This window comes from Parabacteroides goldsteinii, assembly GCF_020091425.1.
Classification (GTDB): Bacteria; Bacteroidota; Bacteroidia; order Bacteroidales; family Tannerellaceae; genus Parabacteroides; species Parabacteroides goldsteinii.
On record NZ_CP081906.1, the window covers coordinates 3,287,716 to 3,314,331 of the forward strand.

Annotated in this window: 23 protein-coding genes; 9 read left to right on the plus strand and 14 right to left on the minus strand. The window is 43.6% G+C overall.

The genetic code is table 11. The annotated features are described in order from the left end of the window. Positions 1 to 2: 2 nt before the first annotated feature. The 5 genes from K6V26_RS14665 (at position 3) to K6V26_RS14685 (ending at position 3,914) form a co-directional block, all read left to right on the plus strand. Positions 3 to 224, plus strand: coding sequence for a DUF3791 domain-containing protein (locus K6V26_RS14665; RefSeq protein ID WP_224265701.1), 222 nt, complete (start codon positions 3 to 5; stop codon positions 222 to 224). A gap of 81 nt (positions 225 to 305) precedes the next feature. After that, on the plus strand, positions 306 to 560 hold the full coding sequence (locus K6V26_RS14670; protein ID WP_044214752.1) for a DUF3791 domain-containing protein: 255 nt from the start codon (positions 306 to 308) through the stop codon (positions 558 to 560). Positions 561 to 570: 10 nt separating this feature from the next. Next, positions 571 to 1,722, plus strand: coding sequence for a glycerate kinase family protein (locus K6V26_RS14675; RefSeq protein WP_224265702.1), 1,152 nt, complete (start codon positions 571 to 573; stop codon positions 1,720 to 1,722). 200 nt (positions 1,723 to 1,922) lie between these two features. Then, a complete protein-coding gene (gene ald / locus K6V26_RS14680; RefSeq protein ID WP_224265703.1) occupies positions 1,923 to 3,029 on the plus strand; it encodes an alanine dehydrogenase in 1,107 nt (368 codons plus the stop codon). 165 nt (positions 3,030 to 3,194) lie between these two features. Further along, on the plus strand, positions 3,195 to 3,914 hold the full coding sequence (locus K6V26_RS14685) for a tetratricopeptide repeat protein (RefSeq protein ID WP_007658956.1): 720 nt from the start codon (positions 3,195 to 3,197) through the stop codon (positions 3,912 to 3,914). Positions 3,915 to 4,005: 91 nt separating this feature from the next. Here K6V26_RS14685 and K6V26_RS14690 read toward each other — a convergent pair whose 3' ends face one another. The 8 genes from K6V26_RS14690 to K6V26_RS14725 all read right to left on the minus strand — a co-directional run bounded on the left by K6V26_RS14690 (position 4,006) and on the right by K6V26_RS14725 (position 12,475). Next, on the minus strand, positions 4,006 to 4,398 hold the full coding sequence (locus K6V26_RS14690; RefSeq protein WP_007658958.1) for an HU family DNA-binding protein: 393 nt from the start codon (positions 4,396 to 4,398) through the stop codon (positions 4,006 to 4,008). A 199-nt stretch (positions 4,399 to 4,597) separates the two neighbouring features. Beyond that, positions 4,598 to 5,929 carry an RIP metalloprotease RseP gene (gene rseP / locus K6V26_RS14695; protein ID WP_048315033.1) on the minus strand — a complete coding sequence of 444 codons (1,332 nt, stop codon included), beginning with the start codon at positions 5,927 to 5,929 and terminating at the stop codon, positions 4,598 to 4,600. Positions 5,930 to 5,984: 55 nt separating this feature from the next. After that, positions 5,985 to 7,151, minus strand: a complete 1,167-nt coding sequence (locus K6V26_RS14700) for a 1-deoxy-D-xylulose-5-phosphate reductoisomerase (RefSeq protein ID WP_224265704.1) — start codon at positions 7,149 to 7,151, stop codon at positions 5,985 to 5,987. Between the two features lie 4 nt (positions 7,152 to 7,155). Next, positions 7,156 to 8,028 carry a M23 family metallopeptidase gene (locus K6V26_RS14705; RefSeq protein ID WP_007658971.1) on the minus strand — a complete coding sequence of 291 codons (873 nt, stop codon included), beginning with the start codon at positions 8,026 to 8,028 and terminating at the stop codon, positions 7,156 to 7,158. 71 nt (positions 8,029 to 8,099) lie between these two features. Further along, positions 8,100 to 8,621: a ribosome maturation factor RimM gene (rimM, locus tag K6V26_RS14710; protein WP_195438609.1), complete on the minus strand. Its 522-nt coding sequence runs from the start codon at positions 8,619 to 8,621 to the stop codon at positions 8,100 to 8,102. A gap of 11 nt (positions 8,622 to 8,632) precedes the next feature. Beyond that, positions 8,633 to 9,937: a UDP-N-acetylglucosamine 1-carboxyvinyltransferase gene (gene murA, locus K6V26_RS14715; protein WP_007658974.1), complete on the minus strand. Its 1,305-nt coding sequence runs from the start codon at positions 9,935 to 9,937 to the stop codon at positions 8,633 to 8,635. Further along, on the minus strand, positions 9,934 to 10,533 hold the full coding sequence (locus tag K6V26_RS14720; protein WP_007658975.1) for a DUF4290 domain-containing protein: 600 nt from the start codon (positions 10,531 to 10,533) through the stop codon (positions 9,934 to 9,936). Before K6V26_RS14720 ends, murA begins: the two co-directional genes overlap by 4 nt. A 130-nt stretch (positions 10,534 to 10,663) precedes the next feature. Beyond that, on the minus strand, positions 10,664 to 12,475 hold the full coding sequence (locus K6V26_RS14725; protein WP_224265705.1) for a glycoside hydrolase family 2 protein: 1,812 nt from the start codon (positions 12,473 to 12,475) through the stop codon (positions 10,664 to 10,666). A 179-nt stretch (positions 12,476 to 12,654) separates the two neighbouring features. On the opposite strand from K6V26_RS14725, the gene K6V26_RS14730 reads away from it, so the two are divergent. Beyond that, positions 12,655 to 16,599 (plus strand): hybrid sensor histidine kinase/response regulator transcription factor, encoded by a 3,945-nt coding sequence (locus tag K6V26_RS14730; RefSeq protein WP_224265706.1) that lies wholly within the window; start codon positions 12,655 to 12,657, stop codon positions 16,597 to 16,599. On the opposite strand, the gene K6V26_RS14735 is transcribed toward K6V26_RS14730, so the two are convergent. Further along, a complete protein-coding gene (locus K6V26_RS14735) occupies positions 16,583 to 18,436 on the minus strand; it encodes a PAS domain-containing sensor histidine kinase (RefSeq protein WP_224265707.1) in 1,854 nt (617 codons plus the stop codon). The two genes, K6V26_RS14730 and K6V26_RS14735, sit on opposite strands and share 17 nt — an antisense overlap. Before the next feature lie 376 nt (positions 18,437 to 18,812). Between K6V26_RS14735 and K6V26_RS14740 the strand changes: the two genes are divergently transcribed. Then, positions 18,813 to 20,099: a M64 family metallopeptidase gene (locus K6V26_RS14740; protein WP_224265708.1), complete on the plus strand. Its 1,287-nt coding sequence runs from the start codon at positions 18,813 to 18,815 to the stop codon at positions 20,097 to 20,099. A gap of 82 nt (positions 20,100 to 20,181) precedes the next feature. On the opposite strand, the gene K6V26_RS14745 is transcribed toward K6V26_RS14740, so the two are convergent. Next, a complete protein-coding gene (locus tag K6V26_RS14745; RefSeq protein WP_010802423.1) occupies positions 20,182 to 20,889 on the minus strand; it encodes a pirin family protein in 708 nt (235 codons plus the stop codon). A 178-nt stretch (positions 20,890 to 21,067) separates the two neighbouring features. Here K6V26_RS14745 and K6V26_RS14750 point away from each other — a divergent pair, with 178 nt between their 5' ends. Next, entirely contained in the window at positions 21,068 to 22,561 is a 1,494-nt protein-coding gene (locus K6V26_RS14750) for an IMP dehydrogenase (protein WP_007658983.1), read from the plus strand. A 73-nt stretch (positions 22,562 to 22,634) separates the two neighbouring features. On the opposite strand, the gene K6V26_RS14755 is transcribed toward K6V26_RS14750, so the two are convergent. Next, the gene (locus tag K6V26_RS14755; RefSeq protein WP_224265709.1) at positions 22,635 to 22,961 is read right to left on the minus strand and encodes a D-Ala-D-Ala carboxypeptidase family metallohydrolase; all 327 of its coding nucleotides are present in this window, start codon (positions 22,959 to 22,961) and stop codon (positions 22,635 to 22,637) included. Positions 22,962 to 23,315: 354 nt separating this feature from the next. Between K6V26_RS14755 and K6V26_RS14760 the strand changes: the two genes are divergently transcribed. Then, positions 23,316 to 24,224: a helicase associated domain-containing protein gene (locus K6V26_RS14760; RefSeq protein WP_010802421.1), complete on the plus strand. Its 909-nt coding sequence runs from the start codon at positions 23,316 to 23,318 to the stop codon at positions 24,222 to 24,224. A gap of 322 nt (positions 24,225 to 24,546) precedes the next feature. On the opposite strand, the gene K6V26_RS14765 is transcribed toward K6V26_RS14760, so the two are convergent. The 3 genes from K6V26_RS14765 to K6V26_RS14775 are packed head-to-tail and all read right to left on the minus strand — an operon-like array spanning position 24,547 to position 26,542. Further along, positions 24,547 to 25,098, minus strand: coding sequence for a hypothetical protein (locus tag K6V26_RS14765; RefSeq protein ID WP_224265710.1), 552 nt, complete (start codon positions 25,096 to 25,098; stop codon positions 24,547 to 24,549). After that, a complete protein-coding gene (locus K6V26_RS14770) occupies positions 25,083 to 25,514 on the minus strand; it encodes an STAS-like domain-containing protein (RefSeq protein ID WP_224265711.1) in 432 nt (143 codons plus the stop codon). Before K6V26_RS14770 ends, K6V26_RS14765 begins: the two co-directional genes overlap by 16 nt. Continuing rightward, positions 25,490 to 26,542, minus strand: coding sequence for a hypothetical protein (locus K6V26_RS14775; RefSeq protein ID WP_224265712.1), 1,053 nt, complete (start codon positions 26,540 to 26,542; stop codon positions 25,490 to 25,492). Before K6V26_RS14775 ends, K6V26_RS14770 begins: the two co-directional genes overlap by 25 nt. Between the last annotated feature and the right edge of the window lie 74 nt (positions 26,543 to 26,616).

The following is a 26,616-nucleotide window of genomic DNA, read 5'->3' on the forward strand; positions in this document are numbered from 1 at the left end:
CCATGACATTAGAAGAAAAGAAAATGGAATTCGTTGTTTTCTGTATCGAAAATGTTGCGGAACAGTTGAATGAACTGCCGGAAAATATTTATTCCAGATTAAATAACCTGGGACTTATTGATGATTTATTATTCGACTGTTACGAAGTTCTTCATACCCAAAGCAAGCAACATATAACTGAAGATATTATATTAGCCCTGAAAAACAGGGAGAAAGGAGAATGAAGCGTCTTAGTTATGAACAACCGAATAATCAGATATGTCTGTTAAACCAATCACTTATAGATAAATATCTGCATTTTATAGATGCTACTAACATTAACAAGGAGGAAAGAAACGATGTCACAAGCCAATAATACATTGCTTCAAATGAAATATGCCCGGATTATCATGGGACTTTCCAAACGCCTGGGAATCAGTAGTCGCAGAGCATTAGCGCTTTTTTATGAATCGAATACCTATCAATATCTACGTCAGAAAATAGGAGATCTGCACTGCATGAGTGATAACTACCTCATTGATGAATTGATTATCGAATATACCGGTAAACAGGGTTCATAAGCCATTGAACATGAAAAAAGTTGTCATCGCCGTCGACTCTTTTAAAGGCTGTCTTTCTTCTTCCGATATAGCAGAGGCTGTAGCGGAAGGAATTCACCATGTCATCCCCGGATGCGAAGTAATAAAGGTGCCCATTGCCGATGGTGGCGAAGGTACTGTTGAAACACTGACACAGGCTACTCACGGACAAGTTATTACGATTCCTGTACATAATCCATTCATGCAACCCATCCAGGCCAGCTACGGCATAACCGGTGACGGACAAACCGCTGTCATCGAAATGTCGGCAGCCAGCGGACTGGACCTGATTCCCCGGAAAGAAGGAAACGTGATGCACACCACCACTTACGGAACCGGCGAACTGATAGCCGATGCCGTCGATCGCGGTTGCCGTAACTTCATCATCGGTGTGGGCGGCAGTGCCACGAACGATGCAGGTGTCGGCATGATGCAGGCCTTAGGAGTCCGTTTCACCGACGATAACGGCAACGAAGTAGAAAAGGGCGGAAAGGTGCTCTCTGCTATCTGCCATATCGACACCCGGAGCCAGCTTCCCGAATTATCCGCCTGCACCTTCCATATAGCGACAGACGTGACCAACCCTTTCTATGGCCCGCAAGGAGCCGCCCACATCTTCGGCCCTCAGAAAGGAGGCAATGAAATACAAGTCGAAGCACTCGACAAAGGGATGAAACACCTGGCCGGCCTAATCCTTGAAACAACCGGCAGAGACATCAGTGACCTGCCCGGAGCAGGAGCCGGAGGAGGCATGGGAGGCGGCTGCATAGCCTTCCTTCAGGCAAAGATTTCATCCGGTATCGAACTGATTACAGAATATATCCATTTCAAAGAAATAATCAGGGAGACCGACCTTGTCATCACCGGCGAAGGAAAAATAGACAGGCAAACCCTGTTCGGAAAAGTCCCGGTCGGCATCGCCCGCATTGCAGCATCACAGCATATACCTGTTATCGCCATCACCGGACAAGTGGAAACAGATGCAGAAACGGACAAACAATTACAACAGGCCGGATTATCCGCAATCTTTCCTATACACCCCGCTCCGGTTAGTTTGGAAGAAGCTATGCACCCCAATTATGCTTTCCGGAATATCCGGAGAACAATAGAACAAGTCTGCTTTCTCTTTACTGTTTCACGATAGCACCATGATAATTAGGTTGTTATCCATTTTGAGCCAGTTACAACCAGTCACTATAAACAGACAGTTCAATTATTTCTATACTTCAGCCATCTCTTACCATCTTATTATTTTTGTCAATAAGTAATAAAAAGAGATTTCTAACAGCATAATGTCATATTTTTCTGTACATTGCAGCATAATAACTATTAAAGACTAACATTATGATCATCGGAATTCCTAAAGAAATCAAGAACAATGAGAACCGGGTAGCGCTTACGCCTGCCGGAGCAAAAGAGTTGGTAAAAAGAGGACACACCGTATATGTGCAGCATACTGCGGGTGAGAACAGCGGTTTTCCAGATTCAGCCTATGAGACAGTCGGAGCAAAGATTCTCCCGTCGATCAACGACGTCTACCAGACTGCTGAAATGATCGTGAAAGTAAAAGAGCCGATTGCCGTAGAATATCCTTTAGTACGGAAAGGACAACTGGTCTTTACTTATTTTCATTTTGCCTCGGACGAAAAGCTGACGCTTGCCATGATGGACAGCGGCTCCGTCTGCCTGGCCTACGAAACGGTAGAAAATCCGGACGGTACACTTCCTTTATTAATCCCTATGAGCGAAGTCGCCGGTCGCATGTCGATACAGGAAGGCGCACGTTTCCTAGAGAAACCCCAGGGAGGCAAAGGCATCCTGTTGGGTGGCGTACCGGGAGTGAAACCTGCCCGCGTACTGGTACTCGGTGGTGGTATAGTTGGCTACAATGCCGCGCTGATGGCTGCCGGAATGGGTGCCGACGTGACAATAGCCGACATCTCACTTCCACGCCTGCGCCATATGGAAGAGGTCATGCCCGCCAATGTCAGGACTTTATATTCTTCTACGCATAACATCGAAACGGAACTTCCGGCGACCGACCTGGTGATCGGTGCCGTCCTGATTCCCGGAGCCAAGGCTCCTCATCTGATCACAAAAGAGATGCTGGGACTAATGAAACCCGGCAGTGTCTTGGTAGACGTAGCGATCGACCAGGGCGGTTGTTTCGAAACTTCACATCCGACAACCCATGCCGATCCCGTTTACACAGTCGACGGTATCGTACATTATTGCGTAGCCAATATCCCGGGTGCCGTGCCCCAGACTTCCACGCTGGCATTGACCAATGCTACCCTCCCCTACGTGCTGGAACTGGCAGACAAAGGTTGGAAAGAAGCCTGCAAAGAAGATAAGACACTCTATCCCGGATTGAACATCATTGAGGGACAGATTGTCTATCCCGCTGTTGCCGAAGCGTTCGGATTACCTTGTTATCCGGCGGTATTATAATCTACAAATAGCACGCAGATGACACTGGTTTCATCCAACTTTGATAAATCAATTACTCCCTCTCTTTCCTTTATAATTACAAAAAAATGTAAAATCGCTTTGATACTTTTATTGAGGTTACTACCTTAGCGCAACTAATAATAAAAATTAAATCGTTTAACAACCATGAAGAAAATTGTTTTGTTATTGGCTTTTTGCCTGAGTATTGGAAACGTATTTGCACAAGACGCTGACAAACTGCGTGATGAAGGTGATGCTGCCTTGAAAGCAAAGAACTATGCAGAAGCTTTTACAAAGTATGACGGGTTCCTGAAACAAACAAACAATGAAGATGCAGACCGTGTTTTCAACTGTGCATTTGCCGCTTTCCAGGCAAAAAAGTATGAAGATGCTGTAAAGTATTACGATCTGGCTATTCAAAAGAACAAAAACATTGATGACGCTTATACAGGTAAAGCAATGGCATTGCGTAACCTGAATAAAGCTGCCGAATTTACTGCAACCGTTGAAGCCGGCCTGAAAGCTAAACCGGGTGATGCAGATCTGGAAAAACTGCTTTATGTATATTGCATGAAACAAGGTCAGGCTGTACAAAAAAGCGGAAAGATTGCTGATGCTGAAGAATTATACAAAGACGTGCTGATCGTAAGCAATCCCAAATACAAAGAAAATGCTTTGTATAGCTTAGGAGCCATGTATTACAACGAAGGAGCCAAGATTCTGGCTGCTGCTACCGACCCGGCTAAATATGAAGCTGAAAAAGATAAGGCAGACGTTCAGATGAAAAAGGCAAAAGAATATATGGAACAGGCAGTAGCTCTTAACGCAGCGAACGCTAACGCCAAGAAAATCCTTGATTCCATCAACGAAACATTGGCTAAATAACATCCCCTGAATCCACACATTCGGTTATACAACAAAACAAGGCACGGATACACATCATAATCCGTGCCTTATTTTATAATCTCCGTTCGATTTACTCCAAACAAATCCATTCCAAATCCTCTGCAATCAAGGTCTGTTCGGTAATCTGCCCTTTATGACCACGCTTGTATTCAGGAATAAACCCCACCTTAACGGCTGTAATTTGCCGAGGTGATACCTCTTCAGGCATATCCACCCCCTGCCCGACGGACTGGCAGGTCAGATAGAAAGTTCCAATCCCCATCAAGCGTACCGACTGCCCTGTGCTCAACATATCGGCCAACACATCACCCAGATTTGCCAATACGGCATACGTATCCCCACGGCTCACAGTGGAAATCTTTGACAAACGAGCTGCTACATCGTCTGTCGTAAACGGGCTCTTTCCCGTCACTGCCCGCGGATACCATTTTTTTCCTAACTTTTGTTTCTTGTAAAATGCCATATTTATTCCTCCTTATCTGTGAATCGACAAAGAATCATCCCGGATGATTATATAAATCATTCCCATTGATTGTATGAATCATCGGGGATGATTCCTCATCTTTCCGCAAATATAATACAAACAAATATAAATAAAAAGCACATGTCACCCGAATTTTATCTATTCGGATAACACGTGCTCAAAAAACCTCCGGTCTACTTCAGGACTTGAAGAAGAAGCGGAATATATCATTACCGTTTGCGTAGATCAGCAAAGCGAAAAGCAGGAACATACCGGTTATCTGGGCATATTCAAGGAACTTGTCGCTCGGCTTGCGACGGGCAATTACCTCATACAAGAGGAACATCACATGGCCACCATCCAATGCCGGAATAGGCAATATATTCATAAAGGCCAGGATGATTGACAGGAAGGCTGTCTGCATCCAGAACACCTGCCAATCCCAAACTGTCGGGAAAATGCTGCCGATCGTACCAAAGCCGCCCAAACTCGAAGCGCCTTCCTTAGTGAATACATACTTCATGTCGTTCACATAGCCTTTCAAGGTATTGATACCCAGTCTGACACCGGCAGGAAACGATTCGAAAAAGCCGTAAGTACGGGTTACCGTCGGGTATAAATCCGTTTTACTCATCAGATAAACACCGATCTTACCCGCCGTATCCGGTTGGATAACGACCGACTGTTCCATTCCGTCACGGTAAAATCCCAAAGTAATATCCTTTCCTTTATTCTGATCCAGCATTTTAGCCACATCTTCAAACAGAGGGGTTGCCTGGCCGTTAATCGAGACAATACTGTCTCCCGGTTGCAAACCGGCAGTAGCAGCAGGCGAATCTTTCTCAGAAAGTTTCTTTACAACCATCGGAACACGATCCGGACTGGCAAATCCTTTTCCTTCGCGCATAAAACGCTGCATCATATCTTCCGGTATAGGAATGACCGTTTCCACACCATCACGCAGGACTGTTACATTACTTGCTTCCACTACCTTACGGAAGCTGGACTGATCCAGGCGGTCCAGCTCCTCATTGTTGGCCTTCAACAGGATATCACCGTCGCGGAAACCTACCTCCTGAAATGCTTCGCTGTAATACATGCCATGCTTCATATTTTTCAGAGGCAAATAAGTTTCGCCCCAGGTATAAAGCACCATCGAATAAATAAACAACGCCAACAGGAAGTTAAACAAAACCCCTGCGATCATGATCATCAAACGCTGACCGGCCGGCTTGGAACGGAACTCATACGGTTTGGCAGGCTGTGCCATCGCTTCCTTGTCCATACTTTCGTCGATCATACCGGATATCTTGCAATAACCGCCTAGAGGCAGCCAGCCGATACCATATTCCGTTTCGCTGTTCTTCGGCTTGAATTTGAACAATGAGAACCAAGGATCGAAGAAAAGATAAAACTTCTCTACCCGTACCTTAAAAATACGGGCAAAGATAAAATGTCCGAACTCATGTACAAGGACCAATATCGATAAGCTCAGGATGAGCTGTAACGCTCTAATTAAAAATGTCTCCATCTATTTGTTTGTCTGTATTAATTTATTTCTTTTTACTCATATAACCTTCCCCGGTTTATTTTCCGGCTATCGTGTTCATGACCGAAGCCGCTACCCTACGTGCTTCGGCATCTGTCGCAACATAATCTTCATAGGTAGGCGTTGCGATAAAAGAAGAGGTCGCCATCGTCTTTTCAATCACATCACTCATTTGAAGGAAACCTATTTCGTCGCGCAGGAAAGCAGCCACCACCACTTCGTTGGCAGCATTCAGGATACACGGCATATTTCCTCCCGTACGAATGGCATCGAACGCAAAAGCCAGGTTACGGAAACGCGTCATATCGGGTTCCTCGAACGTCAACGTGGAATAGAGGTTAAAATCCAACCGGGGAGCCTTACTCGTCAGGCGCTTCGGATAAGAAAACGCATAACTGATCGGCAATTTCATATCCGGAATACCCAACTGAGCCATCACAGCACCGTCTTCAAACTGAACCATCGAATGAATGATCGACTGCGGATGCACTACGATCTGTATCTGTTCAGGCGTTACGCCGAACAGCCATTTCGCTTCGATCATCTCAAAGCCTTTGTTCATCATAGAAGCCGAATCGATCGTGATCTTTGCTCCCATGCTCCAGTTCGGATGCTTCAACGCCTGTGCCTTGGTGACCACTGCCAGTTCCTCCATCGTCTTCGTGCGGAACGGACCACCGGATGCGGTAAGCAGGATCTTTTCCACCTGATTCTCCCATTCTCCCGCTAAACACTGGAAAATGGCGGAATGTTCAGAATCGACCGGCAACACCGGCACTTTATGTTCCGTAGCAAGCGAGGTAATCAGTTCGCCGGCTACCACCAATGTTTCCTTATTTGCCAACGCTATGGCCTTACCTGCCTTGATAGCGGCAATCGTCGGTTTCAGGCCGGAATATCCGACCATGGCAGTCAGTACCATGTCGATTGGCTCCGACTGTACCACCTGGGCGATAGCGTCCGAACCGGCCCACACCTTGATCGGCAAATCTTCCAAAGCCTCTTTCAGTTCGGGATATTTCTGTTCGTTGGCAATAACGACCACTTCGGGCATATATTTTCGTGCCTGGTTAATCAGTAAATCTACCTGGTTGTTAGCGGTCAGAGCATATACTTCAAACAGATCGGCATGTTCGCTGATCACCTCCAAAGCCTGTGTCCCGATTGAACCGGTAGAACCTAATATGGCTAAACTTCTTTTCATCGATTTAAAAAGCTATATATTCTTCTGGATTGACCGGAATACCTTTATACCACAACTCGAAATGGAGATGCGGACCGGTAGACAGTTTCCCCGTGTTTCCCACCAAAGCGATCGCTTCGCCGGCAACGACGTGGTCGCCAATCTCTTTCAGCAATAATTCATTATGTTTATAAACGGACAGGAATCCGTTCTTGTGTTGCAACTGGATCACATTTCCGAAATTGGGATCAAAGCCGGTGAATACCACCGTTCCGTCCAGAGTTGCCAGTACGCTTTCTTTCGGAGCTGCCACCAGGTCTACCCCGAAATGACGGGCATCCGCCTCGTAATGCGAAGAGACCACACCGTTTACCGGCTTATAGAAAAAGATACCGTCGGTAGGAACCGGATTCGGATTCAGCACCGTCAGGTTATACTTTTCTTCTTCCTCAAAACTCTTTACAAATTTCTCTTCCGATTTGCTGCGGGGAATCTCATAATTGGCATCCACATGGGCCAGGGAATCTATCTGACGGATAGAATCGAGTTCGATCGTACCGGACAGGATACCGGCTACATTTTCCAGGTAAAGCGACTGGATAGAGATCATCCGCTCCAGCGAATCGGCACGCAATGCATTCTGCACGATCTCCTTACGTATTTCCACGTCCAGATAACCCGGCAAATAATTTCGTATCGGTGTTTTAATGATAATCAGCGCAGTGAAAGCAATCAGCATGAAAGCAAACAGGGCAAGGGTAAGAAATGCCGTCAATTGCGACAAACGGAAAGACCATACTTCTTCGAGCGTCGTTTCATTGAAAAAAGACAGCTTGTATTTAAACCTTATCCGGTGCCAGAATGATTTCTTATTGTTCTTTCGTTGTTTTCGTGCCATGTTTTTATGTTAAAACGCAAAAGTAACAAAAACCGTATCTACACGGGCATTGTTTACTCTAATTAACGTTATTATAAATCAAGCAGACCTTCAGGAACGGATACCCGCAGTGTTTTGTTTTCATGATCCGCAGCCGTTATCAACTCTTCGACAGCCGGAAGCAGCAGTTCATTGCCGTGATGGTCGATCTGCAAAAGTACATTGATCGTCGTTTCATCCACGTCGGTGATCTTGCCCAGTTCCCCGTGACGCTCGTCGGTCACAGTGTATCCGACAAAGCTGTCCCATGACATGTCGCCCACCAAATCTTCCTCATCTGCATCTTCCAGCAGGAAAAAGACTTCACGGTTCGTAAACTCACGGGCGGCTTTCTCGTCGTCTACATTCTCCAGCTTCACCAGCATGACGGTATCGGTCTTGTAACGGTATTCCTCGATAAAAAAGGGTACCAGGATGCCATCCATTTCACAGATGATACAAGGGTCTTCGACATCATCAAACAGGTCGCAGTTGGTCACCAGCGAGATTTCTCCCTTTATCCCGTGAGGCTTGGCAAACTGCCCGATCTTAAAAACTTCTTCTTTTCTTATCATAACAGGGAATGTCAGAGCCGGGTAATACGGGCTCCTATGTTATTCAAACGTTTATCGATATTCTGATATCCACGGTCGATCTGGTCAATGTTATGGATATGGCTGGTTCCTTCGGCACTCATTGCCGCAATCAGCAGGGCGATACCGGCACGGATATCCGGAGACACCATATTGGAACCGCGTAGTTTGAAACGGTTACCCAAACCGATCACCGTAGCCCGGTGCGGGTCGCAAAGGATGATCTGCGCCCCCATATCGATCAGCTTATCCACAAAGAACAGGCGGCTCTCGAACATCTTCTGATGGATCAGCACACTACCGACAGCCTGGGTGGCAACCACCAGGAAGACACTCAACAAGTCAGGCGTAAGTCCCGGCCAGGGAGCATCGGCTATCGTCATGATAGAACCGTCGATAAAGGTATCTATTTCGTAAGAATCGTGTGTAGGAATATGGATATCATCGCCTATCTGTTCGACAGTGATACCCAGGCGGCGGAACGACTCAGGGATAATTCCCAGCTTGTCATATCCGGTATTTTTTATGGTGATGTCCGATGCTGTCATGGCTGCCATACCGATAAAGCTGCCGACTTCGATCATATCCGGCAAAATGGTATGGGTAGTTCCTCCCAGGGACTCGACCCCTTCGATGGTGAGCAGATTAGAACCTACCCCCGATATGCGGGCACCCATCTGGTTGAGCATGGACGATAATTGCTGCAAATAGGGTTCGCAGGCGGCGTTATAAATGGTAGTTGTCCCCTCGGCCAGCACGGCTGCCATCAGGATATTGGCGGTACCGGTCACTGAAGCCTCATCCAGGAGCATATAAGCACCTTTCAAACGTTTGGCTTCGATTTCATACAATTGGCGTTCGGCATCATAGCTGAAACAAGCACCCAACTTCTGGATACCGACAAAGTGCGTATCCAAACGGCGGCGTCCGATCTTGTCGCCTCCCGGTTTCGGGATCAGTGCCTTTCCGAAACGGGCCACCAGCGGACCGACGATCATCACCGAACCGCGCAAGGACCCGCTTTTACGCAGGAAGTCTTCCGTATTCAGATAATCCAGGTCGATGGCATCTGCCTGAAAGGTATAGGTGTCGGCAGCAGGATGTTCCACTTTCACCTGCATGTCACGAAATAGCTGGATAAGATTGTTCACGTCCAGGATATCGGGAACATTGTGGATCGTTACTTTCTCCGAAGTCAATAATACGGCACAGATCACTTCCAGCGCCTCGTTCTTGGCTCCTTGCGGAGTGATCTCACCGGATAATTTATAACCACCTTCTATAACAAACGAACTCATCGGCTTTTACGGGGATAATTCTTTTTGTTAGTATTATTCCGGGCCAGGATATCGCGGCTTTCTGCTAATTTATGAACTTCTTCATCCAAAACGATCTTACCGCTTGACAGTTCGTCAAGGTCTTTGAATATCTTACGGTCGTCGACCGACTCTTTATTCCAGGTAAGGAAAGATTTCTTCATCTGGGTAGCCAGCAGTTTGATAAGCTGGTCTTTCTCCACTCCCGCTTCCAGTTCCGTTGCTTTACGAATCATCAGTTCCAATGTCTTTCCGTAATGGCGGTAGCGGATACGGTTGTTATTGTAAGGGATACGGGGAGGACGGGCATATAAATTTTCCTTCTTCACGATTTCGTAAGGATAGTCGATATCCAGCTTGAAATCTGCCATGATAGCCAGGTGATCCCACAAAATGTGTTTGAAATCGTTTACATCACGCAGGTGGGGAAACATATTTCCCATGATGTTGATTATCGTATTGGCACAACGTTTACGTTCTTCTCTGTCCTCTATTGCAACGCAATAATCAACCATGTTCTGGATATTGCGTCCGTATTCGGGCATAACCAATTTCTTTTCTTCTGTATTATATTTCATTATCATATTCATTTATCCGGCAAATGTACTTATTTTAATTGATTTACACAAGAAGTCCCTATACCTGCAAAAAAGGTATAGGGACAACTATTTCAACAATGTAAATTTTCTTACTTGGTATAGAATAAATCTACTTTGACAATTGGTTAATCACCGCCTGGTTGGCTTTCTTCACGGCGGCTTCGTTTATCTTGATTTCTTTACGGTCGTAGGTCATCAGGCCGTTCACTTCGCCTTCCACATCTGTCGTTTGGGTGTAAACGGCTGCGGAGAAACCACGGTCAACCATCTCTTTCAGTTCGTTGGCATATTTTACATATTCGGCTGTTACTTCGTCGCTGTTCTTGAACTGGACATATCCCCAGTTGCGTTTATTCCACCACAAATGGTTTTCCAATGGCAGACCGATTCCGCCGTACTCACCCAGCACAGTTACCCGTTGCGGGTCAAACAGGAACATGCTCGGTCCCGGATAATTATGCAGGTCGAGAATGTCGCCGCAAGCCCGGTGGTTTCCTCCGCTGGCCGGATTTACCAGGCGGGAAGGATCATAGTTCTTTGTCCATTCAGCCACTTTTTCGGTATCAAACTGTCCCCATGCCTCATTGAAAGGAACCCATACGACAACGGACGGATGGGATACACATAAGTCCATAATTTCTTTCCATTCCTGATAGTAGTTTGCAATCGATGCGGAAGAACGTTCTTTATCCGTTCCGCCATTATAAGTATGAGGTGCCCACTGATTACCCATATCACCGCTCGGCATATCCTGCCAAACCAGGATACCCTCCTTATCGCAATGATAATACCAACGGGCCGGTTCCACTTTCACATGCTTACGGATCATATTGAAACCCCAGTCTTTTGTTTTAACGATATCATACAGCAAAGCCTCATCCGTCGGAGCCGTATATAATCCGTCCGGCCACCAGCCCTGATCCAGCGGACCATACTGGAAGAGATTTTTATTATTCAACTGCATACGCATAATCCCGTTCGCATCCCTTTTGGATGATATTTTACGGAAAGCCGTATATGATTTCACGTCATCCACTACTTTTCCATCTTTCGTCAACGATACTTTCATATCATACAGATACGGATTGGAAGTATCCCAAAGAGTCGGGTTCTGCACAGCCAGGCGAAGTTCTTTTCCCTGGACGCCTTTTGCCGAAGCAACAACCTGCCCTTTATCCAGCAACTTAACTTCGACAACAGCCGTATTGCAGGGCTGCGAAGTACCTACCGTTACATTCATCGTCCCGTTATCAATATTCGGGATCGACTTTACCGAAGTAATATGGTTGGTGGCTACCGGCTCCAACCACACAGTCTGCCAGATTCCGGTAACAGGGGTATACCAGATGCCTTCCGGATTAGAGGTCTGTTTTCCGCGTGGCTGATAGCCTCTATCGCTCGGATCCCACACACGAACAACCAGTTTCTGATTACTTTTTCCGGTCAGATAAGGAGTGATATTAAATGAGAAAGGAGTAAAACCACCCTGATGAGAGCCTATCAGAATGTCATTGACAAACACATCTGCTTTCCAGTCTACGGCACCGAAATTAAGTACCACATCTTTATTCTTCCAGTTCGCAGGAACAGAGAATGAACGTTTATACCACAATTCATTATTTTCTCCTACTTCTTTCTGAACACCGGACAAGGAAGATTCCACCGCAAAGGGAACCAGGATATTCCCGTCAAAGGAGTTTGGTTCCACCTCTCCTTTCGGTTTAATGGCATATTCCCATTCTCCGTTCAGATTTACCCAGTCCGTACGTTCCAGTTGCGGACGGGGATATTCCGGTAATACGTTTTGGGGGTTGATCTGTTCCGCCCATTTTGTTTTGATCTTATCACCTGCCGGCTTCCACTGAGCCTGCGCACATACAGTAAGTGCCAAAGCACAACATACCAATACTGCTTTCTTCATGTTCTCGGATATTAAAGTTACCATTCGTTATTTTTAGTGCAAAAGAACTGCTTTCCAGGCAAAAGGACTTTCAATTTTCGGGCATATGCTTTCAAATATCATTCAGAACAACCATAATTGGCTTATTTTTCTTATTTATTTATTAGCTTTGCCTTCGAGAAACACTATTATCAATCGATATGAAGAAAATACCGCTGCTGGCCGCCTGTTTATTTATATTGTTGCTCTGCCTGCCCGGATATGCCAACGATCCGCATTTCAGGCATTACAACAATAAGCAGGGATTATCGCATAACACGGTTTATTGTTCCCTACAGGACCAGCGGGGATTCATGTGGTTTGGTACCGAAGACGGATTGAACCGTTTCGACGGACATACATTTAAAATATACAGGCACAATTCATACAACCCGAACAGCCTGCCCAACGATTGTATCGTCAACCTTTTTGAAAGTTCCGACGAAAAGATATGGATTTTTACAGCCAGAGGAACTTGTTACTACGATTACAGGACGGATACATTCCATCCGTTCCGGTTATCGTCCGGACAAAATGAGTCCGAATCATTTTTTGCCGGTACGGAAGACAAAGACCGAAATCTCTGGTTTATCGACTATAACCGGATTGTCCGCTATAATCCGGCAGACAGCAGTTCACGAACTTATCCGGCAGAAGAATTTTTCCATCCGGCTATTATTACCCTGACAAATGACGGGAACCCCCTTTTTTCTGACAGGCAATCTCTATATACCTACAAGGTCGAGACAGATAACTTTCAGAAGATCCCATTCCTGAATGAAAAGCAGATCAGTAACCAGATCGCCCTGCAAGCGGTATGCCAGATTCCCGGCCTGGGTATTCTGGGCGGCACCAACCAGGCCGGACTTCTGCTTTACAAATATCAGGCCCAGCGTGTCGTGACAATAATCCCGGAAATACAGGTCCGTGCCATCATCCCATACAATACTACCATCTACTGGATTGCATCGGAATCTGGCATCTACATTTACAACACACAGGACCAAACAATTACAAACCTACGAAAATCTCTGACAAACGAATACGCCATTGCCGACAACGCCGTTTATTCACTCACCAAAGACCGTGAGGGAGGTATATGGGCCGGCTCTTTTTTCGGAGGGATCAGTTACCTGCCAAAGGAGTATACCCGATTCAGCTATTTTATCGGAGGCAAAACACATCCCCAGCTACTCGGAAACGCAATCCGCGAAATCACGCCCGACCGCTACGGCAACCTATGGCTGGGAACAGAGGATAACGGGATCAACAGTTACAATCCCCGGACCGGAGAGATCACCAATTATTCATACAATAATCCCAGCCATCCGCTATCGGCTACCAACATTCACGGGTTACTGGCTGTCGAAAACCAGCTATGGGTCGGGACATTCAACAAAGGGATCGATGTGCTGGACATCCCCTCCGGCAAGATCATCAAACATTATTCACGGGAAAACAGCCAAACAAACCTCAACAGTAATTTTATCCTCTGCTTCTATAAGACACGCGAAAATGAGTTGTTGGTGGGTACCTCCAACGGCTTAATGATTTACAATAAACAAACGGAAAGTTTCAGTCCCTGGAATAATATTTATGCTCTTATCAGACAAATATACCAGGACAGCCGGGGCGATATATGGGTGGCAACCTCTAACGGTATTTATCATTACCTCCGCAAAGAAAACAAAGTAGAGCAATACCGGTCCGGCAGTAATAAATCCGAAAGCATCGGCAACAACAATACGACCTCCGTATTCGAAGATTCAAAAGGCCGGATTTGGGTTACCACAGTAAGTGGCCTCTCCCTTTTCAACGAAGAGACACAATATTTTAACCGAATCACCACTGACAACGGACTGCCCAGCAATATCGTTTACAGGATCGTTGAAGACGATTCACATAATTTCTGGTTATCTACGGCAAACGGCCTGGTCAGATTCAATCCGGAGACCTATGCGATGCGAACTTATACATATACCGACGGGCTGCATGAAACACAATTCAACTACAGCTCTTCCTATCAGGCACCCGACGGGACAATCTATATGGGAACCATCAACGGAATGCTGTCATTCAACCCGTCCCAATTCAAAGAAGACACATTTATGCCTCCCATGTATATCACCGGGATCAATCTCCCGGACAATGAAGAAAACAAATATAACCTTCCTACTTCTTCCATCGAAGACACGAAAGTGTTAAAGTTGCCCTATAATGCCTCCACATTTACTCTGTCGTATGTAGCCCTCAGCTATACCTCTCCGGATGCCATCCGGTATGCGTACAAGCTGGAAGGGGTGGATAAAGACTGGAACTATATGGACCAGAATAAAAATGTAACTTTTGCCAATCTTTCCCCGGGTGAATACACATTCAAAGTGAAATCAACCAACAGCAGCGGCTTATGGCAGGACAACGAACAATCGTTACAGATCATTATCACACCTCCCTTCTGGGCTACCGGATGGGCATTTTTTGTCTATATCGTGATTATTTGTATTTGCATAGTCCTCTTCTACAATTATAAAAAGGCCAAACTGGAGGAAAAACACCGTATAAACCAGGACTTGTTTGAAAGCAAAAAAGAAAAAGAACTATATGATGCAAAAATACAGTTCTTCACCTTTATCACCCATGAGATACGTACCCCGCTTACCCTTATCAAAGCCCCTTTGGAAAAGATCATCAAATCGAAAGACGGCAATCCGTCTACCAGGGAGAACCTGCAAATCATAGAGAAAAACACACAGCAGTTATTGAACCTGAGTAACCAGTTGCTCGATTTCCGGAAAACGGAAAGCCGGGGATTCAGACTGAATTATGTACACACAGACGTAACGCTCTGGCTCCATACTATTCTGCAACCGTTCCTGCCAGTCATAGAACAGGAGAATAAAAGATTCACCTGTGATATTCCCGACGAATCATTCTATGCTTTCATCGACCGGGAGGCTTTTTCCAAGATCATGAACAACTTGCTGACCAACGCTATAAAATACTCGGACAAATATATCTCTCTGCAATTACAAAGGCAGGAAGACGGGAAGGAATTTATCATATCCGTTACCAACGACGGCATGCTGATCCCTGACAGCGAAATAGAAAACATCTTCACTCCTTTCTACCGCCTGAAAGAGACAGAGCACCAACAGGGAAGCGGTATCGGCCTCTCCCTGGCACGTTCGTTAGCCGAATTTCATAAAGGTTCCCTGAACTACACACAGACTCCGGAAGGAATGAACCGGTTTATCCTGACTCTGCCCAAAGAACAGGAAGACTGCTACCTGCTGACAACCGGAAAGAATACGGAAGACGCCATTACGGAAAGCAACGACGATCAGAATGATGATAAGCCTATGATCCTGATCGTAGAAGACCAGGAAGATATGCGGCGATTTATCGCCAGAGAACTGGCAGAAACATACCGCATCCGGGAAGCCGCCAACGGAAAAGAGGCAATTTGTATCCTGAAAGACCAGCCGGTAAGCCTGATCCTCAGCGATGTCATGATGCCTGTTATGGATGGTTTCGAACTATGCAACGTAGTAAAGAATGATGTCAATTACAGCCATATTCCTTTTATCCTGCTGACAGCCCAGCATAATCTGCAATCCCGGTTAAAAGGACTGAACAACGGAGCCGATGCTTATATGGAAAAGCCGTTTTCGATAGAGTTGCTTGTTGCCCAGGTCGCAAACCTGCTGAAAAGCCGGGAAGTACTGACCAGAACATACAAGGAAACACCTTCCACGCCGGCAACCAGCCTGGCCGTTTCTACAGTCGATGATCTTTTCCTCCGGAAACTCAACGCATACCTGGAAGAACATATCACCAACGATGCGCTGAACGTTGAAATGCTGGCAACAGAAATGGGCATGAGTACCTCCAGCCTGTACAGGAAAGTAAAAGGTCTGTCTGGTTTATCTCCGGTCGAATTCATTAAGATCGCACGGCTGAAACAAGCAGTCCTGCTAATGAAAAACGGGGAAAACCGAATCAACGAAATTGCATTCCGGACAGGTTTCTCCTCTCCGGCCTATTTCTCCACCTGCTTCCAGAAACAGTACGGAAAAACACCGACGGAGTTTATGAAAGAATGTTAGCCAAAGGCAATGTGAAACGGAAAGTAGATCCTTCCCCGACTTTGGATGAAACGGAAATTTCGCCCCCCATCTTATTCACCAGTCCTTTACTGATAGCCAATCCCAGACCTATACCGTTATAAGCCCCTTTCAGTTGTACAAAACGACCGAAAATATGATCCAGCTCCTTCTCCGGAATACCTTTGCCGGTATCTGATACATAAAAATGAACATGATCCCCTTCCAAGGTATACCCAAAACGGATAGAGCCGCAAGAGGTATGCTTTATAGCATTCGTCAGTAAATTACTAAGAATCTGCACCATTCTGTTATTATCCGTCCGGATCATAATATCAGGACACGGATCCAGAATCAATTCCACATTTTCCGGCATCCTGAGTTGCATGACATTGTACATATCCCGCATAGCAGAAGGCAGATACACGTCCGTATAAGCAAAAGACACCATGCCTGATTCTATCTTTGAAATATCCAGCACATCGTTTATCAGCCGCAGCAACAACTCATTGTTCGATTTTATAAGGCTTATGTACGTTTCTCTCAGTTCCGGATCCGTCTCTATAGATAACAGGTCCGAAAAACCGACTATGGCATTCAGCGGAGTGCGGATTTCATGTGTCATATTTGCCAGAAAGGCTGATTTCAACTGATCAGCATTCTCTGCCTTCTCCTTTGCATCTATCAGGGTACGCTCATATTCTATATATTTCTGGTTATCCACCATGCATCCCACAATAAGATTAACCTGACCGTCATCATTATACTCCAGGGCCCTCCCTATTACCTCATAGCTCCGATACTCGCCCTCATCGTTTTTCAAACGGAAATTAACAGCAAACTCAGGCAGCTTTTTATTCCTTATCTCATTGAATAACAAGAAAAAGTCTTCCCTGTCATCCGGATGACGCAGATTAGACAAGGCACGGCAGATGTATTTGTTCCTTTCCAACAGGTAATTGTTGGCTCCGTAAAACTGGAAACAATGGTTACAATGTTCCTTGTCGCAAGTCTGGAAACGATGAAAGTTAAATGAATAAGTCGTGATATGGCTATTCTTCAAAGCCAGTTCCATCATGGTCCGGCTCTCTGACAATTTACCGCTCAATGTTTTGTTCTCCTTTTCCCGTTCCACTTCTTCGGATACGTTACGAATATAAATCACCACATATTTATGATGCAACGGTACCATCCGTATCTTAAAATAGACAATAGGAGCATTGTGACCGGGTATCGACATATCCAGATTAATAACTTCCGATGTATCCAGACATTTCTGTACAACTTTCGCCATATTCCTCTTTGTTTCATCCGGATAGATAAAACCGGGTAAATCGTCAATCCGTCGATTGGCTGCTTCGGGGGTAATGCAGGTTTCGGCAGCATAGGCGATGATCCGCTCTACAATAAGTTTGTCATTTACCAACAGGATGGTATCGGGTACAGCTTCTGCGACCTTCTCTGAAATATCGGTCAACTCCCGCATCTTCTGGTCATACGTCGTAACATCCCATTCTTTAGGACTCGGATCGGTCAGCAATAAGGTGTAACCTATGATCTTTCCATCCTCACAGAATCCGGGAATAATAGAAAATCCGACCGGCAGGTTATGGCTGACCACACTCCCATTCCGCAAATAAGTCTTTTGCATATCTGAAAGAAAAGTCGTTTCAAACAAATTACTCAAAAGGAAGTCTGATAAATCTGTTATAGCAAACTTTTCACACATTGCCTTATTTAAAGCAATCAACAAACCATCACTATCATATAAGGCACCTCCCTTAGGATAATAAACAAAGAAATTTGTTATCAGCTGCTGTTCGACTAATGAGTTTCCCATCACAATTTAGATTTGAATCAGTTTACAAAGAAAAGCAAACTTTATAAATCAAAGACTATATTAAACCAAAATAATTTATTAAAAACAAAATACCACCTGTTATAAACAAAGTCTATCAGCTCATAAATATTATCCATCAGATAAGTTTGGCAAGGTAAAACGAATAAACGAACTTTGTTACATGATCATGGTAATGTTATAAAATATAGGGATATAATTAGTCAAAAGGAAAAAGGCGATAAGGGATTTGCCAAGAGAGATGGCACAAGAAAGTCCCGTCATAACTAAGAGAGGGTTAATCCCGGGAAAAAATCCCGGGATTAATTATTTATATTACATTTGCGCGTATAAATCACACCGAATAAAACACCAAAAGATGAAAACAAAAATTTCTTTGCTTCTGATAACATGCCTTTGCAGCCTTGCTTGCCTGGCGCAAAGTGACTTTGACAAACACTTCACCAAAAAAAGTTTACGGATCGACTTTGCTTTAAGCGGCAATTCCCAATTTCAGGCAGCCGCTATCCAACAGTTGCGGGAAGAACCCGTATGGGGAGGCCCGGTAAAAAACCTGATTGACAAATTCAATTACGGAGGTTACTACGTCAACATATACGACAAATCAAATAACGAACTAATCTATTCACGCGGATTCAATACGCTTTTTGAAGAGTGGCGCAGCACAGAACAAGCCAAGACCGAAACACAGGCATGGACAAACAGCATCTCGGTTCCCTATCCGAAAGCAACCGTAACAGTTGAGATCACAGCCCGCGACAAGGCGGACATGCAATTCCATCCCCTGTTGAAAATGGATATCGACCCGGCCAGCATTTTTATTGATCGCGGAAAACTCAAGGACAACAAAGTCACACAAATCCAATACAAGGGAGACTCCAGTGAGAAGGTCGACCTGGTTTTTATTGCAGAAGGATATACGGCTGACGATCAGGAAAAATTCGTTGCCGATGCTAAAAAATTCACGGAATCGTTGTTCCAGACACCTCCGTACACAACACAACGGGAAAATTTCAATGTATGGGCCGTTAACCTGATTTCGGAAGACCGCGGAACAGACATCTCCGGAAAAGGCATCTATAAGAACACCGCCTTAAATTCAGGATATTATACGTTCGGCGTAGACCGTTACCTGACAACACCGGATATGAAATCCATCCGCGACGCAGTCTGGAATGTTCCCTGCGATGCTATATTCCTGTTGGTCAACACCGACACCTACGGAGGGGGCGGCATGTACAACTTCTACGCCATGGGGACAGCCGATAATGAGCGGACACAGCATGTTTTCGTTCACGAATTCGGACACAGCTTTGCCGGACTGGCCGACGAGTATTTTTCTTCCGAAGTCGCCTATCAGGATTTCTACAATCTGAAATACGAACCCTGGGAGCCCAATATCACCACATTGGTCGATTTCGACAGCAAATGGAAAGACCTTTTGCCTGCCCAAACTCCGGTACCCACCCCGCTGGACGATGCGCATAAAGACAAACCCGGTGTATTTGAAGGAGGCGGTTACATACCCAAAGGTATCTATCGCCCGATGGACCATTGTATGATGCGTGATTATGCCCCCTTCTGTCCGGCCTGTAGCCGGGCCATCCTGCGGATGATCGATTTCCTGTCTGACAGGGACTACTAAAAAATAGAAGGAGGTGTGCCATGCCTGACATACCTCCTTCAGACTATTTCAGATTCATATTCACCCAAAAGATCAGATACTATCAATTCATCGGAACTTCCATCAATAAGATCCGGGAATCTTTCAGCACTTCTATCGTAATACTGTCTGTTTCATAAAAACCGGCACCATCCCGTTTGGAAAGCACTGTGTTATTCACTTCCACTTCTCCTTCGATAACGAAAAGATAAACGCCTGTACTCTTCTTATGAAGTTTATACTCCTTGATCTGTCCCGCATCCAGTTCACCTATCGAGAACCAGGCATCCTGGTTGATCGCAGCCGGTGTTTCACCGTCAGGCGAAAGGATCAACGACAACTCATTCTTCTTCAGTAAAGAACGTACATCATAATTATTATACTTCGGTTTCGTATTTTCCTCACGAGGGAAAACCCATATCTGCAAAAATTCAAGCTGCTGTTCGGCACTGTCATTGAATTCACTGTGGAAAATACCTGTACCGGCACTCATCACCTGGATATCACCCGGGGTAATGGTTTCACTGTTCTGTATACTGTCGCCATGACGCAGATAGCCATTCAGCGGTATGGATATCACTTCCATATTCTTATGCGGATGTGTGTCAAAGCCTTCGCTCGGAGCAACCGTATCATCGTTCAACACACGCAACATCCCGAAATGTACCCTTTTGGGATTGTAATAATTTGCAAAACTAAATGTATGATATGTTTTAAGCCAACCATGATTTGCATATCCACGAGAGTTCGCCTTATCTACTACCATTTTCATAAAATATTCCTCCTCTTTAATTCACATATATAACATTCCATCCGCTGAAAAAGTTCCGATACCTCCCTTCCTCAGACAATAGTCCTTTAATTAGTATGAAAAATGCACCTAAATGAAAACATATCTGAACAGAATTCAGTACTTTTGCACAAAAATTCATCCTGTAAATATTAATCATATGGCAGTTTACTTAAACGATGTATCTAGAACCTTCGGAGAATACCTGCTTATTCCCGGTTTGACCACCAAACAATGTGTGCCCACAAACGTTTCACTGAAAACATCACTTGTCAAACACAATGTCGGCGAGAAGTCTCCTATTGAATTAAATATCCCGTTTGTTTCGGCAATCATGCAATCGGTATCCGGTCCTGAGCTGGCTATCGAACTGGCCCGTAACGGTGGTCTTTCATTCATTTTCGGTTCACAGCCAATCGCCAGCCAGGCAGAGATGGTCAGAAGAGTGAAAAAGTTCAAAGCAGGTTTTGTCACCAGCGACTCTAACCTGACTCCTGAAAACACGTTGGCCGACGTTATCGACCTGGTTAATCAGACAGAACATTCCACAATCGGTATTACCGACGACGGAACTCCTAACGGTAAACTGCTCGGATTGGTTACCAGCCGCGACTATCGTGCCGAAAAAGACGATCTTTCCACAAAAGTAAAAGAGTTCATGACTCCTTTCTCCAAACTGATCGTCGGCGAAGTCGGCATCTCGTTGAAAGAAGCTAACCAGATCATCTGGGATCATAAACTGAATACACTTCCTATCATAGACAAAGACCAGAATCTGGCTTATTTCGTATTCCGCAAGGATTATGACAACCACCGCGAAAACCCGAACGAACTTTCCGGTGCAGATAAAAAGTTGCTGGTTGGTGCCGGTATCAATACCCGCGACTATATGGAGCGTGTTCCCGCATTGGTTGAAGCCGGTGTAGATGTATTATGTATCGACTCTTCCGACGGTTACTCCGAATGGCAATGCGAAACATTGCAATGGATCAAAAAAGAATATGGTGATAAAGTTAAGGTGGGTGCCGGAAACGTGGTAGACAGAGAAGGTTTCTTATATCTGGTAAAAGCCGGAGCCGATTTCATCAAAGTAGGTATCGGTGGCGGTTCTATCTGTATTACCCGTGAACAGAAAGGTATCGGACGCGGACAAGCTACTGCCCTGATCGATGTCGCCCAGGCGCGTGACGAATATAAAGAACAGACCGGTATTTATGTTCCTATCTGTAGCGACGGCGGCCTGGTACATGACTACCATATGGTACTTGCCCTGGCAATGGGTGCCGACTTCCTGATGATGGGACGTTATTTTGCCCGTTTCGACGAGTCTCCTACAAAGAAACTGCGCATCGGCAATAATTTCGTAAAAGAATACTGGGGTGAAGGTTCAAACCGCGCCCAGAACTGGCAACGTTACGATATGGGAGGCACAGCTTCACTGAAGTTTGAAGAAGGAGTAGACAGCTACGTGCCTTATGCCGGAAAAATGAAAGACAACCTCAATCTGACATTAGGTAAAATCAAAGCTACTATGTGTAGCTGCGGAGCCATCACAATTCCTGATTTACAGAAAAATGCCAAGATCACACTGGTATCTTCAACAAGTATCGTAGAAGGTGGTGCACACGATGTGATCCTGAAAGAACAGAATTAATCATTTCTGATATAGTGAATATCCCCCAATTGCAAAACTCACAAATATTTTTTTGCGATTGGGGGATTTTTATTCATCTATATAATACCTGACGTCTCTGCTTTCCATTCACCCGGTATGATAAATGCAGGAAATGCTTCTTTCGGTAGAGAATAGCCTGGTCGAAGGGCAGGCCGCTCTTTTTAAGAGTATCCAACAGGAAATAAATATCAGGGACATAACAATCTGCCGCCTCCCCTTTCACATGCTGGCTGGAACGGACACCACCCGCCAGGCGATTTACTTCCGGACTACGATAACCGCTGGTGACTACAATCGGTTTGTTGTAAGCAATACGGAGCGGCTGGAGAAGGCATTTTACCAATTCACAAAGGGCACAATGGGCGGAAGTTTTGTGCATACTGTGCGGATGGATTTATGAAATCATACGGATGATTTTTTTAACAATCTCCCTAAAAGGATGAAAAGTAGAAATCAGACTAAAAATAAGAACTAAAAGAAAGCCTTTTTGATGCTGGTTGACAAAATATAATGCGAATCAAAACAACATCATAACGGATAAAATACAAGCGCTTTGTATTCATTTATCTTCACGAGATTCTGGTATTTTGAAAACAGAAGTGAATATTCCTGTAAAAAAGCATAGAAAACAGGGATAAAATAACATTCTGTCAAAATGATATGACTAAAAATCAAATATTTGAATATCTTTGAGCATACATAACAGACAAAGAAGATCCAGAGTAGTAAGTATATGAATAAAAGAAAGAAAAAAAGAAACGGCATCTTGCGTGCTATTATTGTCTTTTACGATAAACATAACAAATGGCCTGTGCCTACGGCGAAAGAGGCAAAAGAACGAAGTTTGGGCCAATGGATTAGCAGATGCAGATTCCTTAAAAATCATTCTCCGGAAAAACTTATAGGAAAACAGATTAGATTAATCGACAGAATCGACGCAGACAAGATCCGGAAAAAGACGGAACAGTGGCAGAATAATTATAATAACCTGAAAATCTTTTTGGAAAAAGAACAGCGCTGGCCTTCCAGCAGTGCTTCAGACCCGTTAGAGATCAAATTGTCCAATTGGTGTGCAACCCAAAAAATCACCCGAAAAAACACACCTAAGACCAAACAGAATAAAGAACGCATCAAATTGCTGGATGACATAGGATTCAACTGGTATACGTACAACAAAAGGAGAAGCTGGAAGGAATCGTTCAATCTGGTCAGGGATTACTACAACAACACCGGCCGGTGGCCTGCCCACACCAGAGACCAGGAGGAATCACGACTGGCGAAATGGTGCAGCAAAATGAGAGCTTACAAAAACGGCAAGGATACAAGCGTCACGCTAACCCCCAGGCAGATCAAAAAGCTGACCGACCTGGGTTTTGACTGGTCCGACAGCCAGTCAAGTAACGGACGTTCGCCGGAACGGCTCGAAAAGATATGGATCGAAAGATACCATGAGTTCAGCGAATTCATAACAAACGAAAAGCGGTACCCTCGCTCAAGGACTGGGACCGAGAGTGAAAAAGAAGAATCCCTTTACTCCTGGTGGATGCGAATGGGCTATCTGAGAAGAAGAGGTAAACTCAGCAGCGAACGCATCCAACTACTGGATCGCATCGGCTTCAGATGGGGAAAAGAAAATGAATAAGGAGAAATAAAAAAAGGTTTGAAATTGAATTTCAAACCTTTTTTGTTGTTCTACCAGAACATACGACTTCTTCAACTCTATTTCTCTCTATATGAATATCTCCGAAAAATCAACATTTAATCAAAACTCGCCAACTATATCACAAGAACGATTTAACACCAAACTGAAACAAAAATGTCCCCTATTCCATCCCCGAATGAAAAGCCCGGCAGAATTAACTACCGGGCCCGCCAGACTAAATACAAATGTGTAATCAAAAGCGTATTTGAACCTGACTAAACTCTTTCAGGAAAAAAGCTTTCGATATAAATTATTTATTCACTTATTCCCATATTCTATTCAAACAGTGTTTTATTTTCCAAAATACACCATGTTTACTTGCATGATTAATCTTTATAACCAATTCCATAAAACAATGCAGCAATTTCGTATGATAAATCAAAATTTCATTTTTCACTGATTCAGAAAAAACTAATTGCTCATCACGATAGCCATCGTTAAACTCGTCCGTACCAGTAATATAACTTTGTATCTCAGAATGAGTTTTATAAATATCACTATTTTTTATTCGAAATGATTCATTTACACTTTTTTCAACACAATCAATCCTATTAGAGACTACCTTAAACCATTCTTTTATAGCTTTTGCCGAGATTCGTCCTTTATAAATATTATTTAAAAAATCAACATATAATTTCCTTACTTCACTTATTTCCTGAATATAATAATCTTTTACAGCTCTATTTGTTGTAAAATTTTTCTGTACTATCAATGCTAACCAAATACCGATAAGACTTGTAACAATTATATTAATTACTGAAATCCAATCAGACTTAGTAAGAGAAAGTCCAATTAAGGTTATTTCTTGATCCATCTTTTTTTAATATATTCATTTCCATTAAATCTGTACCATTCTTCATGATCAAAAGTTTTCACTGGTTCTCGTTTATCTTTCCGTCTTTGCTCCCACTCAATGAAACTTTCATTTTCAATCATTTCCTTCCATTCAGGTTCTTCTTCAGAAACAATAAATATATTACTCTTTACCTTTTCTAAAGTAAAGTCATACACTAAATTACCAAACGCCTCATCTAAAAAAGACGATGCATATCCACTTGTACCATCTAATGAAACCTCTAATATCTCATCATTCATTAATGCACTATAAAACTCACCATTCAAAACCCTATGATAATAATCTTCCCCAGAATGATCTCCTTGCCGTATATATCTAGGTCCAGGATCTAATGAATAGTTTATCACTGCTATATTTCGAATCTTCTTTCCCATCTTTCTATACATTTTTTATTTAAAATCCACAAATAAAACGTTCCCTTAAACTTCTTTTTAAGAATTTTTGACTTATCCAGATTATCGAAATTCAAAAGTACATTATTTGTTATTACAATCAAATTCTCTATATATTTTTTTGAAGATGTTTTATAAATCTTAGGTAATCCTTTGTTCCTATTAGGATCTTTCGTTCTTGATTCATATTGTTTTTCAAAAGCATTTAACAAAATATCTATAGGCTCTTTAAAACTCTCTTGAATCTGTTTTAAAAACTTTCTTCTCAAAGTACTCAGTATCCCTTCACCTATATCTGTCATTGTAAAAATCACTTGGTCAGACTGATAACTTGTAGTAAACAGCCAGTTTTTTTTATAAGTATCCTCATTTCCATGTTCTACAGAATTAGCACATATTTCCTGAGAAATACTATAAATTGGCTTATAATTATTTTCCTTTCCTGTTAAGTATTTAACAGCCTTACGTATCTCTCTAGCTGTTGCTGCATTATCAGTCTTATCAAAACCGCGATTCAATATCAAATTATCGTTATGCCTTATAAAAGGTTTCCCACTTCCCATTTCGCTCATACGATCTAAAAAACCAGATTCGCGTATTATTTTTTGACATTCTGAATTTTTAGGAAATGTTCCCCAGTTATTGATCTTTCTCTTTGACAATTCATTCAGCTTAGATAATAACAAACATATAGCACCAATATCTATGCTAATAATATCTCTTAACTCAAACTTCACACTTTTAACATTAGGTGTTTTTGTATATAATTCATCTATCTGATTAATAAATCCTATAACTTCTTCAGGGTCCTCTAACAAAGAAAACCGCTGAGGAGCAAATAATGTTCTTTCTAATCTCTGATTATAAGAGATATTAACCCTTTGACGTTTGTATTTTTCTCTTTTCCTCTGAGCTCGTTTTATTCTATTTTCCTTAGCTTTTAGTTTCGCTCTTTTCCTTTTCTTCTCATTTCTAAAATAAAATAAGCGTATATGACCTTGTTTTTTCATCAGTTTTTCAATTTTCATTAAGAATAACAAACCTGTATACTCACTTAATGACATACAAAGTTTTCATAAGCCCT